18 protein-coding genes and 1 pseudogene are annotated in these 22,789 nt (G+C 72.3%); 15 read left to right on the top strand and 4 right to left on the bottom strand.

The genetic code is table 11. The features are described 5' to 3' along the window. Positions 1–102: 102 nt before the first annotated feature. A complete protein-coding gene (locus AC061S_RS18880) occupies positions 103–762 on the bottom strand; it encodes a 2-oxo-4-hydroxy-4-carboxy-5-ureidoimidazoline decarboxylase (RefSeq protein WP_478687122.1) in 660 nt (219 codons plus the stop codon). A gap of 385 nt (positions 763–1,147) precedes the next feature. Between AC061S_RS18880 and AC061S_RS18875 the strand changes: the two genes are divergently transcribed. After that, a complete protein-coding gene (locus AC061S_RS18875) occupies positions 1,148–1,945 on the top strand; it encodes an RNA polymerase sigma factor (RefSeq protein ID WP_478687150.1) in 798 nt (265 codons plus the stop codon). Then, positions 1,945–2,964 (top strand): hypothetical protein, encoded by a 1,020-nt coding sequence (locus AC061S_RS18870; RefSeq protein ID WP_478687121.1) that lies wholly within the window; start codon positions 1,945–1,947, stop codon positions 2,962–2,964. Before AC061S_RS18875 ends, AC061S_RS18870 begins: the two co-directional genes overlap by 1 nt. A 335-nt stretch (positions 2,965–3,299) precedes the next feature. On the opposite strand, the gene AC061S_RS18865 is transcribed toward AC061S_RS18870, so the two are convergent. Continuing rightward, on the bottom strand, positions 3,300–4,184 hold the full coding sequence (locus AC061S_RS18865; RefSeq protein ID WP_478687120.1) for a L,D-transpeptidase family protein: 885 nt from the start codon (positions 4,182–4,184) through the stop codon (positions 3,300–3,302). Between the two features lie 167 nt (positions 4,185–4,351). Between AC061S_RS18865 and AC061S_RS18860 the strand changes: the two genes are divergently transcribed. From AC061S_RS18860 to AC061S_RS18850, 3 genes are all read left to right on the top strand, one after another. Then, positions 4,352–5,935 (top strand): acyl-CoA mutase large subunit family protein, encoded by a 1,584-nt coding sequence (locus tag AC061S_RS18860; RefSeq protein WP_478687119.1) that lies wholly within the window; start codon positions 4,352–4,354, stop codon positions 5,933–5,935. 79 nt (positions 5,936–6,014) lie between these two features. Beyond that, positions 6,015–6,689, top strand: a complete 675-nt coding sequence (gene leuE, locus AC061S_RS18855; protein ID WP_478687118.1) for a leucine efflux protein LeuE — start codon at positions 6,015–6,017, stop codon at positions 6,687–6,689. A gap of 101 nt (positions 6,690–6,790) precedes the next feature. Further along, a complete protein-coding gene (locus AC061S_RS18850; protein WP_478687117.1) occupies positions 6,791–8,152 on the top strand; it encodes a hypothetical protein in 1,362 nt (453 codons plus the stop codon). Between the two features lie 59 nt (positions 8,153–8,211). On the opposite strand, the gene AC061S_RS18845 is transcribed toward AC061S_RS18850, so the two are convergent. Next, complete coding sequence (locus tag AC061S_RS18845) at positions 8,212–9,576, bottom strand: polysialyltransferase family glycosyltransferase (RefSeq protein WP_478687116.1); 1,365 nt, start codon at positions 9,574–9,576, stop codon at positions 8,212–8,214. Then, entirely contained in the window at positions 9,573–10,589 is a 1,017-nt protein-coding gene (locus AC061S_RS18840) for a glycosyltransferase family 2 protein (protein ID WP_478687115.1), read from the bottom strand. The genes AC061S_RS18845 and AC061S_RS18840 overlap by 4 nt, the downstream gene beginning before the upstream one ends. A gap of 176 nt (positions 10,590–10,765) precedes the next feature. Between AC061S_RS18840 and AC061S_RS18835 the strand changes: the two genes are divergently transcribed. The 10 genes and pseudogenes from AC061S_RS18835 to AC061S_RS18790 all read left to right on the top strand — a co-directional run bounded on the left by AC061S_RS18835 (position 10,766) and on the right by AC061S_RS18790 (position 22,750). Further along, positions 10,766–12,223, top strand: a complete 1,458-nt coding sequence (locus AC061S_RS18835) for a DUF6716 putative glycosyltransferase (protein WP_478687114.1) — start codon at positions 10,766–10,768, stop codon at positions 12,221–12,223. After that, positions 12,220–12,693 (top strand): annotated as a pseudogene (locus AC061S_RS18830) (acylneuraminate cytidylyltransferase family protein); the annotation flags it as partial. The gene AC061S_RS18835 and the pseudogene AC061S_RS18830, both read left to right, overlap by 4 nt. 423 nt (positions 12,694–13,116) lie before the next feature. Beyond that, the gene (locus tag AC061S_RS18825) at positions 13,117–14,025 is read left to right on the top strand and encodes an N-acetylneuraminate synthase family protein (protein ID WP_478687149.1); all 909 of its coding nucleotides are present in this window, start codon (positions 13,117–13,119) and stop codon (positions 14,023–14,025) included. Between the two features lie 181 nt (positions 14,026–14,206). Beyond that, positions 14,207–15,349, top strand: a complete 1,143-nt coding sequence (locus AC061S_RS18820; protein WP_478687113.1) for a hypothetical protein — start codon at positions 14,207–14,209, stop codon at positions 15,347–15,349. 149 nt (positions 15,350–15,498) lie between these two features. Beyond that, positions 15,499–16,812, top strand: coding sequence for an amidohydrolase (locus tag AC061S_RS18815; protein WP_478687148.1), 1,314 nt, complete (start codon positions 15,499–15,501; stop codon positions 16,810–16,812). A gap of 218 nt (positions 16,813–17,030) precedes the next feature. Next, entirely contained in the window at positions 17,031–18,089 is a 1,059-nt protein-coding gene (locus AC061S_RS18810; RefSeq protein ID WP_478687112.1) for a BMP family lipoprotein, read from the top strand. 263 nt (positions 18,090–18,352) lie between these two features. Beyond that, positions 18,353–19,987: an ABC transporter ATP-binding protein gene (locus AC061S_RS18805; protein WP_478687147.1), complete on the top strand. Its 1,635-nt coding sequence runs from the start codon at positions 18,353–18,355 to the stop codon at positions 19,985–19,987. Next, positions 19,984–21,099, top strand: a complete 1,116-nt coding sequence (locus AC061S_RS18800; protein WP_478687111.1) for an ABC transporter permease — start codon at positions 19,984–19,986, stop codon at positions 21,097–21,099. The genes AC061S_RS18805 and AC061S_RS18800 overlap by 4 nt, the downstream gene beginning before the upstream one ends. Further along, positions 21,096–22,361 (top strand): ABC transporter permease, encoded by a 1,266-nt coding sequence (locus AC061S_RS18795; RefSeq protein WP_478687110.1) that lies wholly within the window; start codon positions 21,096–21,098, stop codon positions 22,359–22,361. Before AC061S_RS18800 ends, AC061S_RS18795 begins: the two co-directional genes overlap by 4 nt. Further along, entirely contained in the window at positions 22,358–22,750 is a 393-nt protein-coding gene (locus AC061S_RS18790) for a cytidine deaminase (RefSeq protein WP_243333749.1), read from the top strand. Before AC061S_RS18795 ends, AC061S_RS18790 begins: the two co-directional genes overlap by 4 nt. Positions 22,751–22,789: the final 39 nt, after the last annotated feature.

Below are 22,789 nucleotides of genomic sequence, written 5' to 3'. Positions count from 1 at the left end.
GGGCCCGGCCGGGTACGGTCCTCCGGCCCCGGACATCGTAGCGACGCTTTGTCGGTTCCCTCGCGCGGGGGCCATCGGTGTGATCAAACAGGCACGGACGGACTATCCCACAGGGGCGAATAGCCCGAATTCGGCAGCAGATACCCCATCCGCCGAGGTCAGCCAGTGTGTCAGGTCGGCGAGCCGGACCTGCGCGACGCGACGGAGCTCGTCAGCGGAGATCGCGCGCTCTTCGTCCACGTCCAGCTCCATCCGCCGCCGGATCGCGGCCAGCAGCTGGTCCGCCTGCTCCTCCGGGGTGGTCCCGTCGAGGCAGATCACGAAGGCGTGGCCGAAGGTGCGCTCGTACTCCGCGTGCGCCGCGTCGAGCGCCAGGAGCGCGGCGTACGCGGCCCCGTGCTCCAGCTCCGGCGGGAACTCGCAGGCCAGCGCCTCGGAGAGGTCGGTCTGGGAGAGGTCGTACGAAGCTTCGTCCGCGGCGGCGAGTAGCGCGCCGAAGTCGGGGTAAGGGCGGTGGGCGGCCACCCGGTGGGCCCAGCGACGGCTGCCGCAGCAGTGCAGCAGGGCGGAGTGGGCGACTTCGGGGGACAGGGCGTTGAACCGTGTGAGACCGCAGTCGCCGAAAGGGCTGGAGTCGCCGAAGGGGGTGGCGCCGTGGACGGGGTGGGAGCCGTGGGAAGGGTCGGAGCCTCCGCGGGCCTGTGCCGGAAGGTGGCTGGACAGCGGGGGGCTCCTCGTGGCGTGGCGCGGGTGTCCCGCCACGCTATCGACGCGGAGCCGGGTGTGTCGTACCCATTCCGGGATTTCACCCGGAAGTGAGCCGAAAGGATGACGAGCGCGCATGTGGGGCCGGGTGCGGGGCCGCTCGGGGCGCCCTCGGGAGGCCGGGGCATGATGGCCGCGGAGGCGGCGGGAAAGGGGAGGGCGACCGAGGCCGCCACCCCCCACAGGAGAGGCCCCGGCCGCCATCCGTCGCGGACTCGTGCGACAAGCCCGCACCCCTGTCAGCGTCTTCGGTGCGTTTTGTGTCACACCCCGCTCCGCGCAGGCATGGTTGCGCGTTGTACAACTCGTGGACGAAGGTGCTTGAAGGCCGTAACGTGCTGATTTGCGCCACACACACGGGACTGTGAACGGGTTGGGGATTTTGCTGGGGGACGACGCGGAGCTGACCACCGCGGTGCTCGCGGCACAAGACGGCGACGAGCTCGCGTTCCGTTCTGTGTACCGCTCCGTGCACCCGCGCCTGCTCGGATACGTCCGCACGCTCGTCGGTGACGGCGACGCGGAGGACGTCACCTCCGAGGCCTGGCTGCAGATCGCCCGCGACCTCGACTCCTTCACCGGCGACGCCGACCGCTTCCGCGGCTGGGCGGCCCGCATCGCCCGCAACCGCGCCCTCGACCACATCCGGATGCGCGGGCGCCGGCCCGCCGTCGGCGGGGACGAGACCGAGCTGACGGGCCACGCCGCCGAATCCGACACCGCCGGCGAGGCCATGGAGTCCCTCTCCACCTGCCGCACGATGGAACTCATAGCCCAGCTCCCGCAGGACCAGGCCGAGGCCGTCGTCCTGCGGGTGGTCGTCGGCCTGGACGCCAAGAGCGCGGCCGAGACCCTGGGCAAGCGCCCGGGCGCGGTACGCACCGCCGCGCACCGGGGCCTGAAGAAGCTGGCCGAGCTGCTCGGCGCGGACGAAGACTTCGACCCCGAGGCCGACCCCGACGCCGACCCCGAGTCCGGCCCCGGCCCCGGACTCGGCTCCGCCGTCGGCGTCGGCTCCGGACGGGGGCGCGGCCTCGGCGATAATGACGGGAGTCGCGCACGGGGCGCCGGGGGCGGGCGGGACCTGGACGCCGTACCGGCGCAGCGGGCCCGCGCCGCGGGCCTCGTAGAGCAAACCGGTGTGACGCATTCACGTTGGCGGACGCAGAAGGACATGTGATGGCCGACGAGCGCGACAGGTGGCTGGACAAAGCCGCGGCGGACAGACTGCTGCGCGGAGAACCGGCCGCACCTGGCGCCGAGCACCACGCCCGGGTGCGGGCCGAGCGGCTGCGCGCCGCCCTCGACGCACTGGCCGAGCCGCCGCCCGCGGCCGTCGGCGGGCTGCCCGGGGAACTGCGCGGAGAGGCCGCCGCCGTGGCAGCGTTCCGCGCGCGCGGCTCCGTACTCCAGGCGGATCTCCAGACCCGGGCGCCGGACGCCGAGCTGTTCGGCTCCGCGGACACGGTGGTCGAGCTCGGCCCGTCTTCCGGCCCTGCCGGACAGCGCTCCCGGCGCGGCCGGCCGGTCCGCTTCGCCCTCGCGGCCGCGGTGGCGAGCGTCGCCGTGGGCGGCCTGGCGGCCGCCGCGGGCACCGGACTGCTGGACCGGGACACCCGGGACGCCGCCGGCCAGGTGCCGGCCGTCTCGGTGTCGGTCGGATCCTCCCCGACGCCCCTTGCGGACAGCGGGTACGCGACGCCCCTCGCACCGCTGCGCAGCACCGCGCCGCGCGGCGGCGAGGGCCAGAGCGGCAGCCCGAGCCCGGGCATCACCCCGGGCGCGGAAGGACGTACGCCGACGGGACCCGGCGGCGGCGCCGGGGCGAGCGGCGGCACCGGCACGGAACCGTCCGCGAGCGGTTCGACCGGAAGCAGGGACGGCCGCGACCGGTCCCTCCAGGGCGGCACCGACGGCGCGACGGCCGGAACGGGCGACCGAGACCGGGAGAGCCGCACCGGAGCGGTGGAGCTGTGCCGGGACCACCGGTCGGGGCGGCTCGACGACGCCGGCCGCGAGCGGCTCGTGCGCCTGGCCAAGGGGCTGCTGCGGGTTCCGCGCTACTGCCAGGTGGTGCTCGGCATGCCCCCGGAGGGCGGCTCGCGCGGCGATACGCCGAGCTCCCCGTCGCGCTCCCTGGAGCTGACGCCGGCCCGGACCGCTTCGCCGACGCCCCCGGACGCGGGCGACCGCCGCTGATACGGGTCCCGCCCGAGGGCGGGACGGGTTGCGGGAACGGGCCTGGAGACGGCCCGGAAACGGCCCCGGAAACGGGCCTGGAAACCGGCCCGGGACCGGGTATCGGACATTGGCCTGAAACGGTTCGCACCCCGGCTGTAACACTTTTCGAACCGGCGGCGCAGTATGTAACGAGCCGACTGGTCATCGGCCGCGCATGAGCCGGGGTTCCCCCCGTACCCCTGGGCTCTGCGCAACCGGCGCGGGCGGGATTCGTTCCCCCGATCCCGCCCGCGCCCTCAACTTCCGACCGTCGACGCCCGGACCGGCCGCCCCCGCGCCGGGCCCCCGGCGGATCACCAGTAGACGACGACCTTGTCGCCGACCTTCATCGCGTCGAACATCTTCGCCAGCTTGGCCTTGTCCCGGACGTTCACACAGCCGTGCGAGGCGCCGGCGTAGCCGCGGGCGGCGAAGTCCGCCGAGTAGTGCACTGCCTGGCCGCCGCTGAAGAACATCGAGTACGGCATCGGCGTGTGGTAGATCGTCGACGTCCAGTCCTTGGCCTTCCACTCCACCTTGAACTGGCCCTCGCGGGTCGGAGTGTTCTCCGAGCCGAAGCGCACGTCCAGCGTGGAGACGACCTTCCCGTCGATCATCCAGGAGAGGGTGCGGCTCTCCTTGCTGATGCACATCACCTGGCCCGTCATGCAGCGCTCGTCGGGCGCGTCCGGCTCGTTGACGGTCGGCGGGCGCAGCTCGTCGGCCGTCGGCTTCTTGGAGGCCTTCTGGATCTTCTTCCAGGTGGGCTCGTCCACGCCGCCGGTGGCCGCCAGGCCGTTCTTCGACTGGAAGGACTTGACCGCCGAGGTCGTCTTCGAACCGTAGAAGCCGGTCGGCGCGACCGTCATCAGCTTGAGCTGGCGCAGCCGGGCCTGCAGTTCGCGGACCAGCTCGCTGTCGTCGCCGTTCGCCATGACCTGTTTGACGGTCGGCGAGGGCGACGCGGAGGGCGAGGGCGACGCGGACGCGGACGCCGACGGCGACGCGGACGGCGAGGGGTCGCCCGGCTTGCCGTCCGTGGACGGAGAGGCATCGGGAGAGGCGGCCGCCGTGGGCGATGCGGGCGCCGAAGAACCGGAGCCCGTGGACTCCGTCTTCTGCGGCCCACAGGCGGTCGCGGCAAGCGCGACGGCGGTGGCCAGGCCCAGTGCGCGAACTATTGCTCTCTGGCGGTGCATTGCGGTCCCCCGATTTCTACGTGTGTATCTAGGTGATGCTTCGCGGGCGTGGACAGTTGCAGGGACGGCCGCGATGTTGCGCCATTGTGACCAGCGGCCGCCGCGCGGCAGCCGCGGAGACGTTTTATCAGCCCCGGGTCCCTCGGAGCCACGAAGGAGCGCGTCACATGGAGCGGCACACCGAGAGCGGGATCCCGATCGCGCCCGTCTACCGGCCGGACGACCTCGCCGGCTGGGACCCCGGGACCGAGTTGGGGGAGCCGGGTGAGTACCCGTACACCCGGGGCGTCTACCCGACGATGTACACCGGACGGCCCTGGACCATGCGCCAGTACGCCGGGTTCGGCACGGCCGCCGAGTCCAACGCCCGCTACCGGCAGCTCATCGCGGGCGGCGCCGCCGGGCTGTCCGTGGCCTTCGACCTGCCCACCCAGATGGGTCACGACTCCGACGCCCCGCTGGCGCACGGCGAGGTCGGGAAGGTGGGCGTCGCGATCGACTCGGTCGAGGACATGCGGGTACTGTTCGACGGGATCCCGCTCGACCGGGTGTCCACGTCGATGACGATCAACGCGCCGGCCGCGCTGCTGCTCCTGCTCTACCAACTGGTCGCCGAGGAGCAGGGGATCGAGCCCGGCCTGCTGACCGGCACGGTCCAGAACGACGTGCTGAAGGAGTACATCGCACGGGGGACCTACATCTTCCCGCCCGGCCCCTCCCTGCGGTTGACGGCCGACACCTTCCGCTACTGCCGGGCCGAGCTCCCCAAGTGGAACACCATCTCCATCTCCGGGTACCACATGGCCGAGGCCGGGGCCTCGCCCGCGCAGGAGATCGCCTTCACGCTGGCCGACGCGATCGCGTACGTACGGACCGCGCTGGCCGCCGGGATGGAGGTCGACGCGTTCGCGCCCCGGCTGTCGTTCTTCTTCGTCGCCCGCACCACCCTCCTGGAGGAGGTCGCGAAGTTCCGCGCGGCCCGGCGGATCTGGGCCCGCGTCATGCGCGAGGAGTTCGGGGCCCGGGACCCCAGATCGCTGATGCTGCGCTTCCACACCCAGACCGCCGGGGTGCAGCTGACGGCGCAGCAGCCGGAACTCAACCTGGTACGCGTCGCCGTGCAGGGCCTGGCCGCCGTGCTGGGCGGCACCCAGTCGCTGCACACCAACTCCTTCGACGAGGCGATCGCGCTGCCCACCGAGAAGTCGGCCCGCCTCGCGCTGCGGACCCAGCAGGTGCTGGCGTACGAGACGGACGTGCCGCACACCGTCGACCCCTTCGCGGGGTCCTACGCGGTGGAGCGGATGACGGACGAGGTGGAGGCGGCGGCGCTCGACCTGATGGCGCGGGTCGAGGCGATGGGTGGGGCCGTGGCCGCGATCGAGGCGGGCTTCCAGAAGGAGGAGATCGAGCGGAACGCGTACCGGATCGCCCGGGAGACCGAGAGCGGCGAGCGCGTGGTGGTCGGGGTCAACCGCTTCGCGCTGGACGAGGAGGAGCCGTACGAGCCGCTGCGGGTGGATCCGGGGATCGAGGACCGGCAGCGGGCGGCCCTGGCCGCGCTGCGGGCGGGGCGCGACGGGCCGGCCGTGGACGAGGCCCTGGCGGCGCTCCGGGAGGCGGCGGCGGGCACGGAGAACGTGCTCTATCCGATGCGGGAGGCGCTGCGGGCCAGGGCCACGGTGGGGGAGGTGTGCGGGGCGCTGCGGGAGGTGTGGGGGACGTACGTGCCGGCTGATTCCGGCTGGTGAGCGCGGTGCATTGCCGTTCGGTCCCGATCCGTGAAATGGAGTGGCGCGACAGGTGTGTCCTCATGGGACACTCCTGCACATGCTGGGTGTCACAGATCTTCCGACGTATCTCGCCGGCCTGGTGCTGATCATTTTGCTGCCGGGGCCGAACTCGCTCTACGTGCTCTCCGTCGCCGCGCGCGGCGGGGTCCGCCGGGGGTACCGGGCCGCCGCGGGCGTGTTCACCGGTGACGCCCTGCTCATGACCCTGGCCGCGGTCGGCGCCGGGGCACTGCTGCAGACCAGCCCGATGCTGTTCGGCATCGTCAAACTGCTCGGCGCCGGGTACCTGACCTGGCTCGCCTTCGGCATGCTGCGGGGCGCGTGGACCATGTGGCGCGCCCGCCGCGAGCGCGCCGGAGCGGGCGCGGGCGCCCCGGCGGCTCCCGTGGCCGCCGCCGAGGTGAAGGCCGGCGACACGGAGCGGCCCTACCGGCGGGCGCTGCTGATCAGCGTGTTCAACCCGAAGGCCATCCTCTTCCTGATGTCCTTCTTCGTGCAGTTCGTGGACCCGGCCTACTCCTACCCGGCGCTGTCCTTCCTGCTGCTGGGCGGCCTGATGCAGATCGGCAGCTTCCTCTACCTGACCACGCTGATCTTCGGCGGGAACCGCCTGGCGGCCGCCTTCCGGCGCCGCAAGCGGCTCGCCGCCGGGGCCAGCTCGGCGGCGGGCGTGCTGTTCCTGGGGTTCGCGGCGAAGCTCGCCGTGAGCTGATCTCCGGCGTCGCGTCCGCCCGATTCGACCGTTTCGCCGTACAACCATCGGGCGCGGCGAACGGTCCCCTCATTGATCAGAGAATCAATCCGGGGGGATCCATGAAGAAGCGCATCCGCGCCCTGCTCTGCGCGGTGACCGCCTCGGCGGCCGTACTGACCCTGCCCACGGCCGCCCAGGCCGCCGGCTCCTCCGCACCGGCCGTCGGCCACGAGGACGCGGCGGCGCCGGACCAGCGGGCGCGGCCGTACTTCGACCACGTACAGGCCGCGAACGTGGTGTCCCTCGCCTACCCGGACACCGTGGTGTCCGGGTACATCAAGGTCCACGACCCCCGCACCGGCTCGACCAAGCCGTTCACGGGCACCTTCACGGCCAGGACCGGCTCCGTCACCACGCTGCTGGCCACCGACGCGCGGGGGCGCTTCGAGTCCAAGGTGACGGTCTCCGGTGCCGAGAACGGTGACGGAGAGGACTTCTACCGGACGTTCCTCCACCTCGCGGCCGAGGTGGACGGGGTCAGGGGCGAGGAGTCCGTGCCGGTCCCCGTGGGGGCCGTGAGCGCGCGCATCGCCCTGGACTCCCCGACCCTCACCGGCCCCTACGGAACGGACGCCGAGGTCAGCGGCACCGTCACCTGGGAGTCGGCCGACGGCACGTGGAAGCCGGTCCCCGCCGGAGCGGCGATCAGCGCGGGCGGGGCGTCCGCCCGTACGGACGACGCCGGCCGGTTCACCGTGGTCCGGCAGTTCCGCGGGGACACGACGTGGAAGACCCAGGACAACACGCCCTGGCTGAGCACGAACAACATGAACGTCACCGTGGACACCACGGCCGGCACCGCCTTCGCCGAGTTCGCGGCCGAGGCGGACGCGTCCAAGAACGTGAAGGTCACGGCCCGGCTCGACCGCGGCGGGATCCCGGCCGGCGTCACCTCGCTGAAGGTGGACGTGCAGTACTCGGCCGACGGCGCGACCGGCTGGACCACCCGCCAGAGCGTGGACGTGGCCACCAGGCCCGGAGACAACGCCCCGGCGCGGGTGGAGGCCACGCTGCACTACCCCGGCCCGGGCTTCGTGCGGATGCAGTACGCGGGCTCCCCGGCCGTCCACGGCTCCGCGACGCCCGCCGTCCGGGCCGTGCGGACCCTGACGGCCATCCCGGTCTTCAACGCCGCGCCCAAGACGGTCGGAAAGGGCCGGCCGATCGCGGTCGCCGGGAAGCTGACCCGGCACGGCCAGGCCTGGGAGCCCTTTGCCGGCCGGCCGGTCCACTACTACTTCCGGCCGGCCGGCGAAACGGCCTGGAAGCTCATGGGCTCCTCGCAGACCGCCGCCGACGGCACCTTCGGCGAGGAGTTCCCGGCCGACCGGACCGGCTTCTGGGAGGCCCGGTACGTCCCCGCCGACGCGACCCACTTCCAGGCGGCGAGCCGCGTGGACGAGGTCGTGGTCACCCCGTAGCGCGCGGCGCCGGGCGGTACGGCGGCCTCCCGGTCTCCCCGCACGGCCTGCCGCCCCGCCTAGCCGACCGCCCGGCGCAGCAGCCGGGCCACGCGGCGGGCCGCGCGGCTGCGGGGCAGGAAGGACAACTGCGCGGGGATGCCGCCCGGCAGGCCCAGCGCGGTCAGCCGGCGGCGGGTGACGTAGCGCCAGGTGTCCGGGGTCAGGTGCGCGGTCAGCCAGCGCTCGGCCTCCGCGCGGCGGTCCGCGAGGATCTTGGGCTGCATGGTGAAGCCCACCGCCGCGACCAGGCCCGCCAGCTCGGCCGCCACCCGTTCGGGCCCCGGCGGGGTCCAGGCGCGTACGGCCGCGGGGTCCGCGAGGTCGGGCAGCAGGGCGTCGGCCAGCACGAGCGGGATCCGGTTGCTGTTCGGGTACGGGGACAGCCGCGCCAGGACGGCTCCCGTGCCGGTCCGGGCCACCGGGAGCCCGTACAGGGTGGCGGCGGTCAGCAGCCCCGTGGAGAAGCAGCCGACGACCAGGGCCGGGCGCAGCCGCTCGTACAGGGTCTCGGCGAGCACCGGGCTGCTCAGCACGGTGAGCCGGACGCCGAGCCGCTCGGCCTCCTCCTCCGCCCGGCGGGAGTAGGCGGCGGGGGCGCTGGGGTGCGGTTTGAAGACCATCTCGCGGTGGCCCAGCGCGTGCGCGCCGCGGACCATCTCCACGTGCAGTTCCTCCTCCTCGGCGGCCGGCACCAGGTCGAGGGCGGAGAGGTACTGGCCCAGCAGGAGCGCGGGGGCCTCGCGGACGGCGCCCTCCGCCACCGCGGGCCTCTCCACGGCGGGCGTCTCCACCGCCGCTTCGAGCTCGCCGATGACCTTGAGGAAGGCGGCGGCCGGGACCGCCTCGGCCCGTACGCCGAACTCGGTCAGCAGCAGCGGCTCCAGGCCCGGTACGAGGTCCAGGTGCAGCACCCGCCGTACGCGCATCCCGAGTCCGGGGTCGAGGCGGAAGCGGGTGGGACCGTAGCTCATCAGCCCGTCGGCGTAGACATCTATGGCCGCCCCGGCGAAGAGCCGGCACAGGCTCTGGGCGGGCGGCACCTGGAGCGACTCCACGATCAGCTCGACGCGGTCGTCGCCCAGGCCCCAGGAGGAGCGCAGCTGGCGCTCCCACAGCGGGACGTCGTCGGCGCGCGGGCTCCAGGTGCTGGGGTGCTGCGGGGCGATGACGGCGTTCCAGTCGAGGACCGCGTCGAAACGGGTGCTCAGGGTCTCGAAGCCGGGCGCGGAGGCCAGGCCGGGGGCGATCTCGGCGGTGACGGAGTGGTTGCTGGTCAGCAGGATCCGGCGGCCGGCGGGCGGGAAGAGGCCCGCGTCGAGGGCGGCGGCGAGGGTGGCCGTGCCGTAGAGGGTGGAGGCCAGGAAGATCTGGGTGACGTTCACGCCGTCACCCCGGCGGACGCGGCGGACGCGGCGGGGGCCGGGGCGGCGGATCCGGCCGTGGCGCGGCGGCGCAGCCGGCGGAGCAGGGCCGCGCGGTCGCCGTCCATCGCGTCCAGGGTCTGGTCCAGGACCTGCTGGGGCATTCTGCCGAGTGCGGCCGCGCTCATCGAGCGGAGTTTTCTGGCCACGGGTGGTTCGAACCTTTCGATGGACCCGACATGGTGCGCGATAATTGCACAATACGTTCGGACGGCCTTCGGGAGGAGGAGGTCGGATTCCCGGTCGGCGGCCGTTTCTGACAGAACTTGATCGAATGCCCGAATGAAATCGAGCTGACGCTCGTCGCCGATTTGTGTCAGCGAGGTGGAAATCCCGCGACGGTAGAAGATTCCGGGCAGACCGACCGGCGCGAAGGACTCCGCCTCCCGGTGCAGCCGCCAGATCCACGGCCGGTCCTCCGCCGTCCGCAGCCCGTCCGTGAAGTGCAGCAGCCCGCGGTCCAGCAGCCGCCGGTGGTACATCCCCGCCCAGGCGTACGGATAGTCGACCGAGGTCGCGCGGGCGACGGGCAGGATCGCGGACCGCGGATCGGCCACCACCGACTCCGGCCCGTAGGGGACGCGCTGGACACTGCGCGTCCTGCCCGTGCACTGGACGTGGTCGGTACGGACGAAATCGCAGCTCAGAGCCTCGATGGCGGCCAGGGTGCGGGCCAGGTGGCCCGGCGCCAGCCAGTCGTCCCCGTCCAGGAAGGCGATGTACTCGCCGCGCGCCGCGTCCAGACCGGTGTTCCGCGCCGTCGCCAGGCCGCCGTTGCGCTCGTGTCTGAGGTGCACGGCGCCGGGCAGTCCTCGGGCCGCCCGCTCCAGGAGCGCGGGCGTCCCGTCCGTCGAGCGGTCGTCGACGAGCAGGAACTCGAAATCGTCCCGAGCGTTGAGTTCGAGGCTTTTCAGGGCATCCGGCGCATACGTCTGCACGTTGAAGAACGGCACGACAACAGAGAGCTTGAGCACTCGCGAGACATTAGAGCGCCGTTCGTCATTCACTGTGGCCCGGACGCGGATTCCATGTGAACGACGAACGGCGGGAACGTTAACCCGGACGCTTTCGCATTGAATCGACGGGTTGTTAACCCGCTGTTGTGCGTTCGTTGGGCCGATCACCGAAAAGCCGGAATAACTTCTGCCGGGTGCCAGCAAGCAACCGCGCGGCCCATCGGGCCGCCCTCCGTGTGGCCGTACTCGCCGATTCCGACACCCGCTGGAAATGGGGAGCGCTCACCGCGCGCCGTCTCGCCCCGGAGCCGGACTCCGTCCACCTGACCGGATACCTGCTCCGCGGCCGGGCCACGCCCACCGCGCGCCAGCTCGGCGAGGTCGGGGTCCGGGCGGACCGGCTCACCGAGGTCACCTGCGCGGAGTTCCTCGCCGACCTGTCGGCGCCGGACCGGGAGCCGTACGACGTGATCGTCCTCGCCCTGGTCGGCGGCGCCGTCCAGGCCGTCCTGCACGGGGCCCGGGCCCTGTGGCCGGAGCCGGCCGCCCGGCCCGCGTTCGTCACCGGGTACGTCGGGGTCGTCTACGAGAAACTCGCCGACGGCCTGCTGCTGCGCCACGGGGCCGACCTGGTCCTCGCCAACTCCCGCCACGACGCCGGGCGGTTCCGCGCGGTCTACGAGGGAGTCGGCGCGGACGCCGGGTCCGTCGTGGAGACCGCCCTCCCCTTCCTCGACGGGCAGCCGTACGAGCCCGTGAGCACCACGGCCCACCGGGTGGTCTTCGCGGTCCAGCCGTCCGTGCCGGACACCCGCGCGGACCGCTCGTACCTGCTGCGCCGCGCCGCGGAACACGCCCGGCTGCACCCCGGGCGCGAGGTGCTGATCAAACTGCGCAGCCGCCCGGGGGAGCACACCACGCACCTGGAGGAGCTCCCGTACCAGCGCCTCGCGGAGCAGCTCCCCGGCGGGCTCCCCTCCAACTGCCGGCTGGTCTACGGGAACATGGGCGAGGTCCTGGACACCACGGACCTGCTGGTCACCGTCTCCTCCACGGCGGCCCTGGAATCCCTCCACCGGGGCATCCCGACGGCCGTCCTGACCGACCTCGGCGTCCGCGAGGCCCTCGGCAACCACCACTTCCTGGGCTCCGGCTGCCTGGCCTCGTGGACCCAGCTCGACGCGGGCCTGCTCCCGCGGGCCGATCCGGACTGGCTGGCCGCCCAGGGCGTGGGCGCCCCGGCGGCCGGACCGGCCGGGACCCCGGGCGGGACCCCGGGCGGGGCCCCCGGCGGGACCCCGGGCGGGGCCCCCGGCGGGACCCCCGGCGGGACCCCCGGCGGGACCCCCGGCGGGCCCGACCCCTACGCCGCCGCGCGGGCACGGCTCACGAAGCTGCTGGACGGCGGCCCGCTCCCGGCCGTGGAGCCCTACTACACGCAGGACACCGCGCCGGGATACCTGCCCGGGATCCTGGACAGGCACCATCTCGGCCCCGACGGGCACCCGCTGCCCGGTGCGGCCCGGACCGGCGCCGGGGGGTCCCGGCTGCGCCGCCGGCTCCGCGCCCACATGCGCGCAGCCGCCCGGGGCGCCTACCGCCACGGCGTCCAGCGCGTCGCGCCGGTGATCCGCCGCCTGGGGGAGCTGTGAGCACCCGCCCGGCCGGAGCCGGTACGCCCGCCGGCGTCCCCGCCACCGGCCCCGTCCCCGCCCCGGCCACCGGGGGGTCCCTCCGCAAGGCCCGCGCCGTGCCCAGGGTGCTCGCCGTGATCCCCGCACGCGGGGGGTCCAAGGGAGTGCCCGGGAAGAACCTGGCCGACGTCGGCGGGATGCCGCTCGTGGTCCGGGCCGTCCGGGCCTGCCTGGGGGCCGGCACCGTCACCGACGTCCTCGTCTCCACCGACTCCGAGGCCATCGGCGCCGCCGCCCGCGGAGCCGGGGCCGTGGTGCTGCGGCGGCCCGCCGGGATCTCCGGGGACACCGCCACCAGCGAGGCCGCCCTGCTGCACGCGCTCGACTCCTTCGAGGAACTGCACTCCGTCACCGTCGACGTGGTCCTCCTCGTCCAGTGCACCAGCCCGTTCGTCACCGCCTGCGACGTGGAGTCCGTCGCCGCCGCCGTCGCGACCGGCGCCGCCGACTCCGCGCTCACCGCGGCCCCCTTCCACGGCTTCCTCTGGCGGGCGGCCCCCGACGGCTCCGGGACCGGGGTCAACCACGACACCGCGTACCGCCCCCGCCGGCAGGACCGCCCCCAGGACCTCCTGGAGACCGGCGCCGCCTACGCCATGAACGCCGCCGGCTTCCGGACCGCCCGCCACCGCTTCTTCGGGCGGACCGTCCCGGTCGCCACCGACCCCGCACGGGTGCTGGAGATCGACGACCCCCACGACCTGGCCCGCGCCCGCGCCCTCGTACCCGTCCTCACACCCGCGGCCACACCGGCCCCCACGTCCCTCTCCACCTCCCCGCTCCACACCCCGGTGCCCGCACCCGTGCCCGCACCTCCCCGTACACCCCACGCTCCGAAGGACAGCCCTGCCATGACGGTCACCCCCGCCCCCCGCCTCCGGACCTTCGGCTCCCGCTCCGCCGGCCCCGGCCACCCCGTCTACGTCGTCGGCGAGATCGGCATCAACCACAACGGCGAGCTCGGCAACGCCCTCGCCCTCATCGACGCCGCCGCCGAAGCCGGCTGCGACGCCGTGAAGTTCCAGAAGCGCACCCCCGAGATCTGCACCCCCCGCGACCAGTGGGACATCGAGCGCGACACCCCCTGGGGCCGGATGACGTACATCGACTACCGCCACCGCGTGGAGTTCGGCGAGACCGAGTACCGCGCCATCGACGAGCACTGCGCCAAGCGCGGCATCGACTGGTTCGCCTCCCCGTGGGACACCGAGGCCGTCGCCTTCCTGGAGAAGTTCGACGTCCCCGCCCACAAGGTCGCCTCCGCCTCGCTGACCGACGACGAGCTGCTGCGCGCGCTGCGCGCCACCGGCCGCACCGTCGTCCTCTCCACCGGCATGTCCACCCCGAAGCAGATCCGGCACGCGGTGGAGGTGCTCGGCAGCGACAACATCCTGCTCTGCCACGCCACTTCGACGTACCCGGCCAAGGCCGAGGAGCTCAACCTGCGGGTCATCAACACCCTGCGGGAGGAGTACCCGAACGTCCCGATCGGCTACTCCGGCCACGAGACGGGCCTGCAGACCACCCTGGCCGCCGTAGCCCTCGGCGCCGCTTTCGTGGAACGCCACATCACCCTCGACCGCGCGATGTGGGGCTCCGACCAGGCGGCCTCCGTCGAGCCGGGCGGCCTGACCCGCCTGGTCCGCGACATCCGCACCATCGAGACCGCGCTGGGCGACGGCGTCAAGCAGGTCTACGCGTCCGAGCTCGGCCCGATGAAGAAGCTCCGCCGCGTCCAGGGGGAGCTCGCCACCGTGTGAGCGGCGCTGCGGGTGTGCCGCTGAGCGGGGCTTGTCCCCTACCCGCCCCCAGACTCCGTCCGGGGGGACCCCCGGTTCCACCGTTCCCCGGGCTCTGCCGGGACCCGGGGCAACGGCGGCGCGCGGCGGGCTCGTACGGACCGTGAGCCGTTTCCTTTCTCCCTCTGACGAGGAGTACCTGGTGACCCCCTCAGACCCTGACCGCACCCTGGCTTTCGTAGAGAGCCCGGTCCAGCTCCTCAACGTCCTGGAGTGGGCGTACGCGGAGCGCGTCGGCGTCCTCGGCGCCGTCCCGCGCCAGCCCGCCCCGGGGACCCGGGCACGGCCCACGCCCGCTGCCGCCGGGGGCCTGCGGATCGTGGTGCTCCCGCCCACCGACCCCATGTCCCGGGGCCAGCTCCGCCGGATGGCGGGGCTGGCCCGGGACGAGGGGCACGAGGTGCGGTGGCAGGAGGCCCGCGGCGGCCGGTTCGTGCCGCTCGAAGCGTTCGCCGCGCTCGCCCGGGAGGTGCGGGCGGCCGAGCGGGTGGTGATAGGGGATCCGTTCTCCCGCTACGTGCAGCTCCTGCTCACCCTGGTCCGGGCCGAGGAGCTCGTCGTGGTCGACGACGGCACCGCGACCATGGAGTTCGTCGCCCAGACGGCCCGCGGCGAGCGCCTCGTGCGCTGGCACCGGATCGGCGGCGGAGGCCTCCCGGCCCGGCTGCGCGAGCTCGCGTACGCGCCGGTCTCGGCGACGGCCCGGCGGCGGTTCACCCCCGGCCCGGACGGCCGCCGGCGCGTCGAGGTGTTCACCTCGATGCCGGTCACCGGGCACGGCGGGATGACCGTCCGGCTCAACGACTTCGCGTGGACCCGGGCCCGCTTCGGCCCGCCCCGCCTGACCAAGGGCACCGACCTGGTCGGGACCTCGCTGGTGGAGACCGGCGTGGTCGACCCGGACCGCTACCTGGAGGCGGTGCGCGCCCTGACCCTGGAACACGGGGCCACCCGCTACTTCGCCCACCGCCGGGAATCCCCGGAGAAGCTGCGCACCCTGAGCGAGGCGGCCGGGCTGGAGATCGTACGCCCGGACCTGCCGCTGGAGCTGATCGCCAGGCGGGGCCCGGTCGGCCGAACGATCGTCAGTTTCCCTTCCACGGTGGTCCACACCCTGCCCTACGCGCTGATCGGCACCGGCGTGACCGTGGCCGTATGCGATGTCGATCCGAGCTGGCTCACCGCGTCGGCCTCGGAGCGGGCCCGCGGTTTCCTCGCCGGAGTCACCGACACCGCCCGTGATGTGCACAGACTTCCTGCTCAGACGGCTCAGGCGGCCGGATGAGTGCATGAGTGAGCGCGCGAGTTTACCCGCGCCTTCATCCGGTCATGCGTCCAGAGGCCGGGTTTCTTTCCCCTAACGGCATGAACTTTTGGTGATCTCCAGCCAGTTGACCCATGGGTGGGCCTACCCTTCAACGGGTGAACCAGTTGATGTCCCGCGAGTCCCAGACCGCCCTGCCCGGCACGCCCGACCGGCCCGAGCTGCCCGGCAAGCTTCCGGACCACCTGCGTGCCGAACTGATCGCCTTCCGCCGGGACTTGCACATGCATCCCGAGCTAGGACACCAGGAGTTCCGCACCACGGCGGCGATCAAGGCCCGACTGGAGAAAGCGGGCCTGCGCCCGCGGGTGCTGAAGTCGGGGACCGGGCTCATCTGTGACGTGGGCACGTGGGACGAAGGGGCGCGTAGCTCCGTTGAGGGTGGTGGGCGACGGGAGGGCGGCGTACGGCCGATGCTGGCCCTGCGCGCGGACATCGACGCCCTGCCCATCCCGGATGCCAAGACGCACGTCTCGTACCGCTCGACCGTCCCGGACCGCGCCCACGCCTGCGGCCACGACGTGCACACCGCCGTGGTGCTCGGCGCCGGCCTCGTCCTCGCCGAGCTCGACCGCCGGGGCGAGCTGCCCCGCCCGGTGCGGCTGCTCTTCCAGCCCGCCGAGGAGGTGCTGCCCGGCGGCGCCACCGAGGCCATCGAGTCCGGGGTGCTGGACGGCGTGGGCAAGATCATCGCCCTGCACTGCGACCCCCGCGTCGACGCCGGCCGGATCGGCCTGCGCTCCGGGCCCATCACCTCGGCCTGCGACCGGCTGGAGGTCACCCTCGACGGCCCCGGCGGGCACACCGCCCGCCCGCACCTGACCACCGATCTGGTGACGGCCGCCGCCCGGCTCGCCCTCGACCTGCCCGCCGTGCTGGCCAAGCGGATGGACGCCCGCTCGGGCATGTCGGTCACCTGGGGCCGGATCGAGGCCGGGCACGCCTGCAACGTCATCCCGATGCACGCGGAACTGTCCGGAACCGTTCGCTGCCTGGACCTGGCCTCCTGGCACGAGGCCCCCGACCAGATCCACGCGGTCATCGACGAGATCGCCTCGATGCACCGGGCCAAATCGGAGATCACCTACGTGCGCGGAGTGCCCCCGGTCGTCAACGATCCGGTGATCACCGAGCTGCTGCGCGAGGCGATGAGCGCCCGGTGCGGGGCCGACTCGGTCGAGGACACCGAGCAGAGCCTGGGCGGCGAGGACTTCTCCTGGTACCTGGAGCACGTCCCCGGAGCCATGGCGCGCTTGGGCGTCCGTACGCCCGGGGACACGGCCAAGCGGGATCTGCACCGGGGTGACTTCGACGTGGACGAGGCCGCGATCGGGGTCGGCGTGGAGTTCTTCACGGCCGCCGCGCTGCTCGACGGCCGGCCGCTCGACGGGCGACGCGCCAGGCTCGCGGGGGCAGCCGGGTAGAAGTTCTTACAACATCGGCGGTTGATCCGGCGGACGCGTCCAGCCCTTGGTACACATGGGCTGGATGTGTCGGCAGTTACTGATCGGTCACTGTCTGGTTCACGACGATCCGATAACGACTCATGAACGGGCCTTTAACTGACATCTACGCGCGTTACGATCTCGGCGAAACCAGCGCCGGTCGTGGCGCTTCGGTCAGGTTTTGAAGGAGCCTCCCCTTGCGCCGGATCACCAGGATCGCCACCGTGGGCATCGCGTCCGCAGCGCTGGCCCTCTCGGCCACCGCCTGTGGCGGTAAGTCGTCCTCGGACTCGTCCTCGTCCGCCTCCTCCTCTTCGGAGAAGTCCGCCGCCATCGCGTACGACATCGGTGGCCGCGGCGACCAGTCGTTCAACGACGCCGCGTACGCGGGCCTCTCGAAGGCGGAGAAGGACCTCCAGATCAAGGGCGCCGAGGCGGAGCCCACCGATGGAGAGGGCGAGGCCGACAAGGTCCAGCGCCTCACCGAGCTTGCCCGCAAGGGCAACAACCCGGTCATCGGCGTCGGCTTCGCCTACGCGCCGGCCATCAAGAAGGTCGCGGCGAACTTCCCGAACACCACGTTCGGCATCATCGACGACACCTCGGTGACCGCGGCGAACATCGCCAACCTCGTCTTCAACGAGGAGCAGGGCTCCTACCTGGCCGGCGTCGCCGCCGCCAAGGCGTCCAAGACCGGCACGGTCGGCTTCATCGGCGGCGTCGAGGTTCCGCTGATCAAGAAGTTCGAGGCGGGCTTCGCCCAGGGCGTCAAGGACACCAACCCGAACGCCAAGGTGCTCACCCAGTACCTGACCCAGCCGCCGAACTTCGACGGCTTCGCCAAGCCCGACCTGGGCAAGGCCGCGGCCGAGGGCCAGCTCGACAAGGGCGCCGACGTGATCTACTCGGCCGCCGGTCTGGCCGGCTCCGGTGCCATCGAGGCCGCCGCCGCCAAGGGCAAGTGGTCCATCGGCGTCGACTCGGACCAGTACAACCAGGCCGGTCTGGCGAAGTACAAGGACTTCATCCTGACCTCGGTCACCAAGGATGTCGCCGACTCCGTCTACAACCTGATCAAGTCGGTCAAGGACGGCAAGCCGGAGTCCGGCGAGGTCCGCTACGGCCTCGACAAGGACGGCGTCGGCCTGGCCGACTCCAACCCGAAGTACAAGGAGATGACGGACGTCGTCGCCGCGGTCGAGAAGGCCAAGGCCGACATCATCGCCAAGAAGATCGAGGTCAAGACGGCGCCGTAAGGTGCCGTCCGACCCGCTGCACACGTGATACCCGGGGTCCGGGAAGCGGTCTCATCGCTCCCGGGCCCCGGCCCGTGTCACGTGGTTTCATGTGATCTTGTGGCCGGTTGGCCGCAAGTTTTCACTTTCGACAGTGCTACGCGCGTAGAAGCATCGTGGACGCGATACTTTCTCCCCCCGCCCTGTCCCCTCCCTGTCTTCAGCTCCTTCCGCGCCAAGGAGAGTGCGTCATCAACGCGTCCAGCCCGCCCCCCGCCGTAGAACTGCACGGCATCACCAAGCGCTTCCCCGGCGTCGTCGCCAACAAGGACATCGCGATCACCGTCCGCAAGGGCACGGTCCACGCCCTCGTCGGTGAGAACGGCGCCGGCAAGTCGACGCTGATGAAGATCCTCTACGGCATGCAGAAGCCGGACGAGGGCACCATCGCCATCGACGGGGAGCAGGTCTCCTTCACCAGCCCCGGCGACGCCATCGCCCGCGGCATCGGCATGGTGCACCAGCACTTCATGCTCGCCGACAACCTCACCGTCCTGGAGAACGTGGTTCTCGGCGGCGAGAAGCTCTACGGCATCGGCGCGAAGGCCCGTAAGAAGATCCGGGAGATCTCGGACGCGTACGGCCTCGGCGTCCGTCCCGACGCCCTGGTCGAGGACCTCGGGGTCGCCGACCGCCAGCGCGTGGAGATCCTCAAGGTCCTCTACCGCGGCGCGAAGATCCTCATCCTCGACGAGCCGACGGCCGTGCTCGTGCCGCAGGAGGTCGACGCACTCTTCGACAACCTGCGCGAGCTCAAGTCCGAGGGCCTGACCGTCATCTTCATCTCGCACAAGCTGGGCGAGGTCCTGAAGGTCGCCGACGACATCACCGTCATCCGGCGCGGCACCACGGTCGGCACCGCCGACCCCCGCACCACCACGACCAAGCAGCTCGCCGAGCTGATGGTCGGCTCCGAGCTGCCGTCCCCGGAGACCCGCGAGTCCACGGTGACCACCACCGCGATGCTCCGCGTCGAGCGCCTGACCGTCGCCGAGGGGGGCGCGCCCGTCGTCACGGAGGACACCGCGCGCACGCCGGGCCTGCCGGACGCCAACCTGCGCGAGACCCCGGTCGCCGGACGCCTGCTGCTCGACGGGATCAGCTTCACGATCCACAAGGGCGAGATCCTCGGCATCGCGGGCGTCGAGGGCAACGGCCAGACCGAGCTGATCGAGGCCCTCATGGGCATGATGACCCCCGACGCGGGCGCCATCACCCTCGACGGCAAGGACATCACCAAGGCCCCGGTGCGCAAGCGCCGCGAGGGCGGCATCGGCTACATCCCCGAGGACCGCCACCGGCACGGTCTGCTGCTGGAGTCCTCCCTCTGGGAGAACCGCATCCTCGGCCACGTCACCGAAGCCCCCAACTCCAAGCGCGGCATCCTCGACCCGAAGGCCGCCCGCAAGGACACCGAGCGGATCGTGCGCGAGTACGACGTCCGCACGCCCGGCATCGAGGTCACCGCGGCCTCGCTCTCCGGCGGCAACCAGCAGAAGCTGATCGTCGGCCGCGAGATGAGCCACAACCCCAAGTTCCTCATCGCCGCCCACCCCACCCGCGGTGTGGACGTCGGCGCGCAGGCGCAGATCTGGGACGCGATCCGCGAGGCCCGCCGCGAAGGACTGGCGGTCCTGCTGATCTCCGCCGACCTGGACGAGCTCATCGGCCTGTCCGACACCCTGCGCGTGATCTACCGCGGCCGCCTGGTCGCCGACGCCGACCCCGCGACCGTCACCCCGGAGGAGCTCGGCACCGCCATGACGGGCGCCGCCTCCGGGCACCTGGAAGCCACCGACAACCGCTCCGACGCCGGCACGGACGCCCGTACCGACTCCCCGGAGGACGAGGCCCGATGAAGAAACTCGACAAGGACCGGCTGCTCCTCGGCTTCGCCGGGCCCGCGCTCGCGCTGGTCACCGCCTTCCTGCTGACCATGGCCGTACTGGCGGCGACGGGCGTGGACCCGATCGAGCCGCTGCGGCTCATGGTGGAGAACGCGAGCTACGAGGACGTCCAGGTCCTCATCGTCAACCAGGCCGGTACGTACTACCTGGCGGCCCTGGCCGTGGCCATCGGCTTCCGGATGAACCTCTTCAACATCGGCGTCGACGGCCAGTACCGGCTCGCGGCGATGGTGTCGGCGGTCGTCGGCGCGGCGGTCTCGCTGCCCGGCCCGCTGCACATCCTGATGATCGTGATCGTCGCCATGCTGGTCGGCGCCTTCTGGGCCGGTATCGCGGGCGTCCTGAAGGCCAAGCGCGGAGTCAGCGAGGTCGTCTCCACGATCATGCTGAACGCGATCGCCACCAGCCTGATCGCCTGGCTGATCCTCCCGAAGAACCTCGGCGTCCAGCCGAAGGGCTCGAACGACCTGACCACCGGCGAGATCGCCACGTCGGGCTGGTTCCCGGCCATCTCCGTCGGCGACGGCCTGGAGATCTACGGCTTCACCTTCCTCGCCTTCGCGCTGGGCATCGTCTACTGGTTCGTGCTGGGCCGCACCCGCTTCGGCTTCGACCTGCGCGCCACCGGCTCCAGCGAGTCCGCCGCGCAGGCCTCCGGTGTGGACGCCAAGAAGATGATCATCACCTCGATGCTCATCTCCGGCGCCGTCGCCGGCCTCGCCGGCATGCCCGTGCTGCTGGGCGAGAGCCACACGTACAGCCTGTCCTTCCCGGTCGGTGTCGGCTTCACCGGCATCACCATCGCGCTGCTCGGCCGCAACCACCCGGTCGGCATCTTCTTCGCCGCGCTCCTGATGGCCTTCATCGACAAGTCCTCGGCCTCGCTCGACACGGCCGGCTTCGCGAAGGAGATCGGCACGATCATGAAGGGGCTGATCGTGATCGCGGTCGTCGTCTCCTACGAGCTCGTCCGCCGCTACGGGATCCGACGCCAGCAGCAGAAGGTCGGCGAGGAGCTGGCCGCAGGCCACGCCATCACGACCGAGAAGGAGGTCTCGGCGTGAGCGCCAGCACCGTTTCCGCGACCAGCGCCGCGCCCAAGAAGCAGGGCGGACGCACCAAGCTCACCCTCCCGTGGATCATGCTGATCATCGCGGGCGGCCTCGCGCTCGTCTCGCTGGTCCGCGTGATCAGCGGCGCGGACGACCTGACCTCCATCGGCCAGGTCTCCGGAGCGCTCTCGCTCGCCGTGCCGATCGGCCTCGCCGGACTCGGCGGCCTGTGGGCCGAGCGCGCGGGCGTCGTCAACATCGGCCTCGAAGGCATGATGATCCTCGGCACCTGGTTCGGTGCCTGGGCCGGCTACCAGTGGGGCCCGTGGACCGGCGTGATCGCCGGCCTGATCGGCGGCGCCATCGGCGGCCTGCTGCACGCGATCATCACGGTCACCTTCAACGTGAACCACATCGTCTCCGGTGTGGCCATCAACATCCTGGCGCTGGGCTTCACCCAGTACCTGTCGAACTTCACGTTCGCCGAGGCGCCCGGCGGCTCCTCCAAGCAGTCCCCGCGCGTCGAGCCGATCTACGAGATCACCGTGCCGGGGTTGTCGGACTGGATGGCGACCCTCCAGGGCAAGCACTGGTTCTTCGTCTCCGACGTCGCGGGCGTCGTCGGCGGCCTGGTCACCGGGCTGTCGCTGCTGACCGTCGTCGCGCTGCTGCTGATCCCCGGCACCTGGTGGGTGCTGTGGCGCACCACCTTCGGCCTGCGGCTGCGCTCCTGCGGCGAGAACCCCATCGCCGCCGAATCGCTCGGCGTCAACGTCTACAAGTACAAGTACATCGCCGTGATCGTCTCGGGCGCCCTGGCGGGCCTGGGCGGCGCGTTCCTCTCGATCGTGGCCAGCCCGATCTACCAGGAGGGCCAGACCGGCGGCCGCGGCTACATCGGCCTCGCCGCGATGATCTTCGGCAACTGGATGCCGGGCGGCATGGCGCTGGGCGCCGGCCTGTTCGGCTTCACCGACAGCCTCAAGCTGCGCGGCGGCGCCGAGAACGTCCACGCGATGCTGCTGCTCATCGCGATCCTGCTCGTCCTGGTCGTGGCCTGGCAGCTCTACAAGAAGCGCTACGTCCCGGCCGCCGTCTCGGGCGCCTTCGCCGTGGCGCTGTTCCTCTGGTACGCGCTCACCGACGCGGTGCCCAGCCAGTTCGTGGACGCCGCCCCGTACCTGACCACGCTGCTGGTGCTCGCGCTGTCCGCACAGCGCCTGCGGATGCCGAAGGCGGACGGCATGCCGTACCGCAAGGGCCAGGGCAAGTGACGGCCGCTCCCGACTGGGAGGCCCTGCGCGAGGCCGCCCGGGAGGCCATGTCCCGGGCGTACGCCCCGTACTCGGGCTTCCCGGTCGGCGTCGCGGCGCTGGTCGACGACGGCCGCACCGTCGTCGGCTGCAACGTCGAGAACGCCAGCTACGGGCTCGGCCTGTGCGCCGAGTGCGGGCTGGTCTCCTCCCTCCAGGCCACGGGCGGCGGCCGTCTGACGCACTTCACCTGCGTGGACGGCAAGGGCGAGATCCTCGTCCCCTGCGGCCGCTGCCGCCAGCTCCTCTTCGAGTTCGGCGGCGCGGAGCTCCAGGTGGAGACGCCGGAAGGCGTCCTGCCGCTCTCCGCGATGCTGCCGCAGGCCTTCGGGCCGGACCATCTGAGATAGCCGCGAAGGCCCCCCGCCCCTGCCGGGGCGGGGGGCCTT

It is taken from the genome of Streptomyces sp. CA189 (assembly GCF_056428985.1).
Note: the sequence above shows the minus strand (reverse complement) of the source record. Positions and strands in the feature narration are given on the sequence as shown.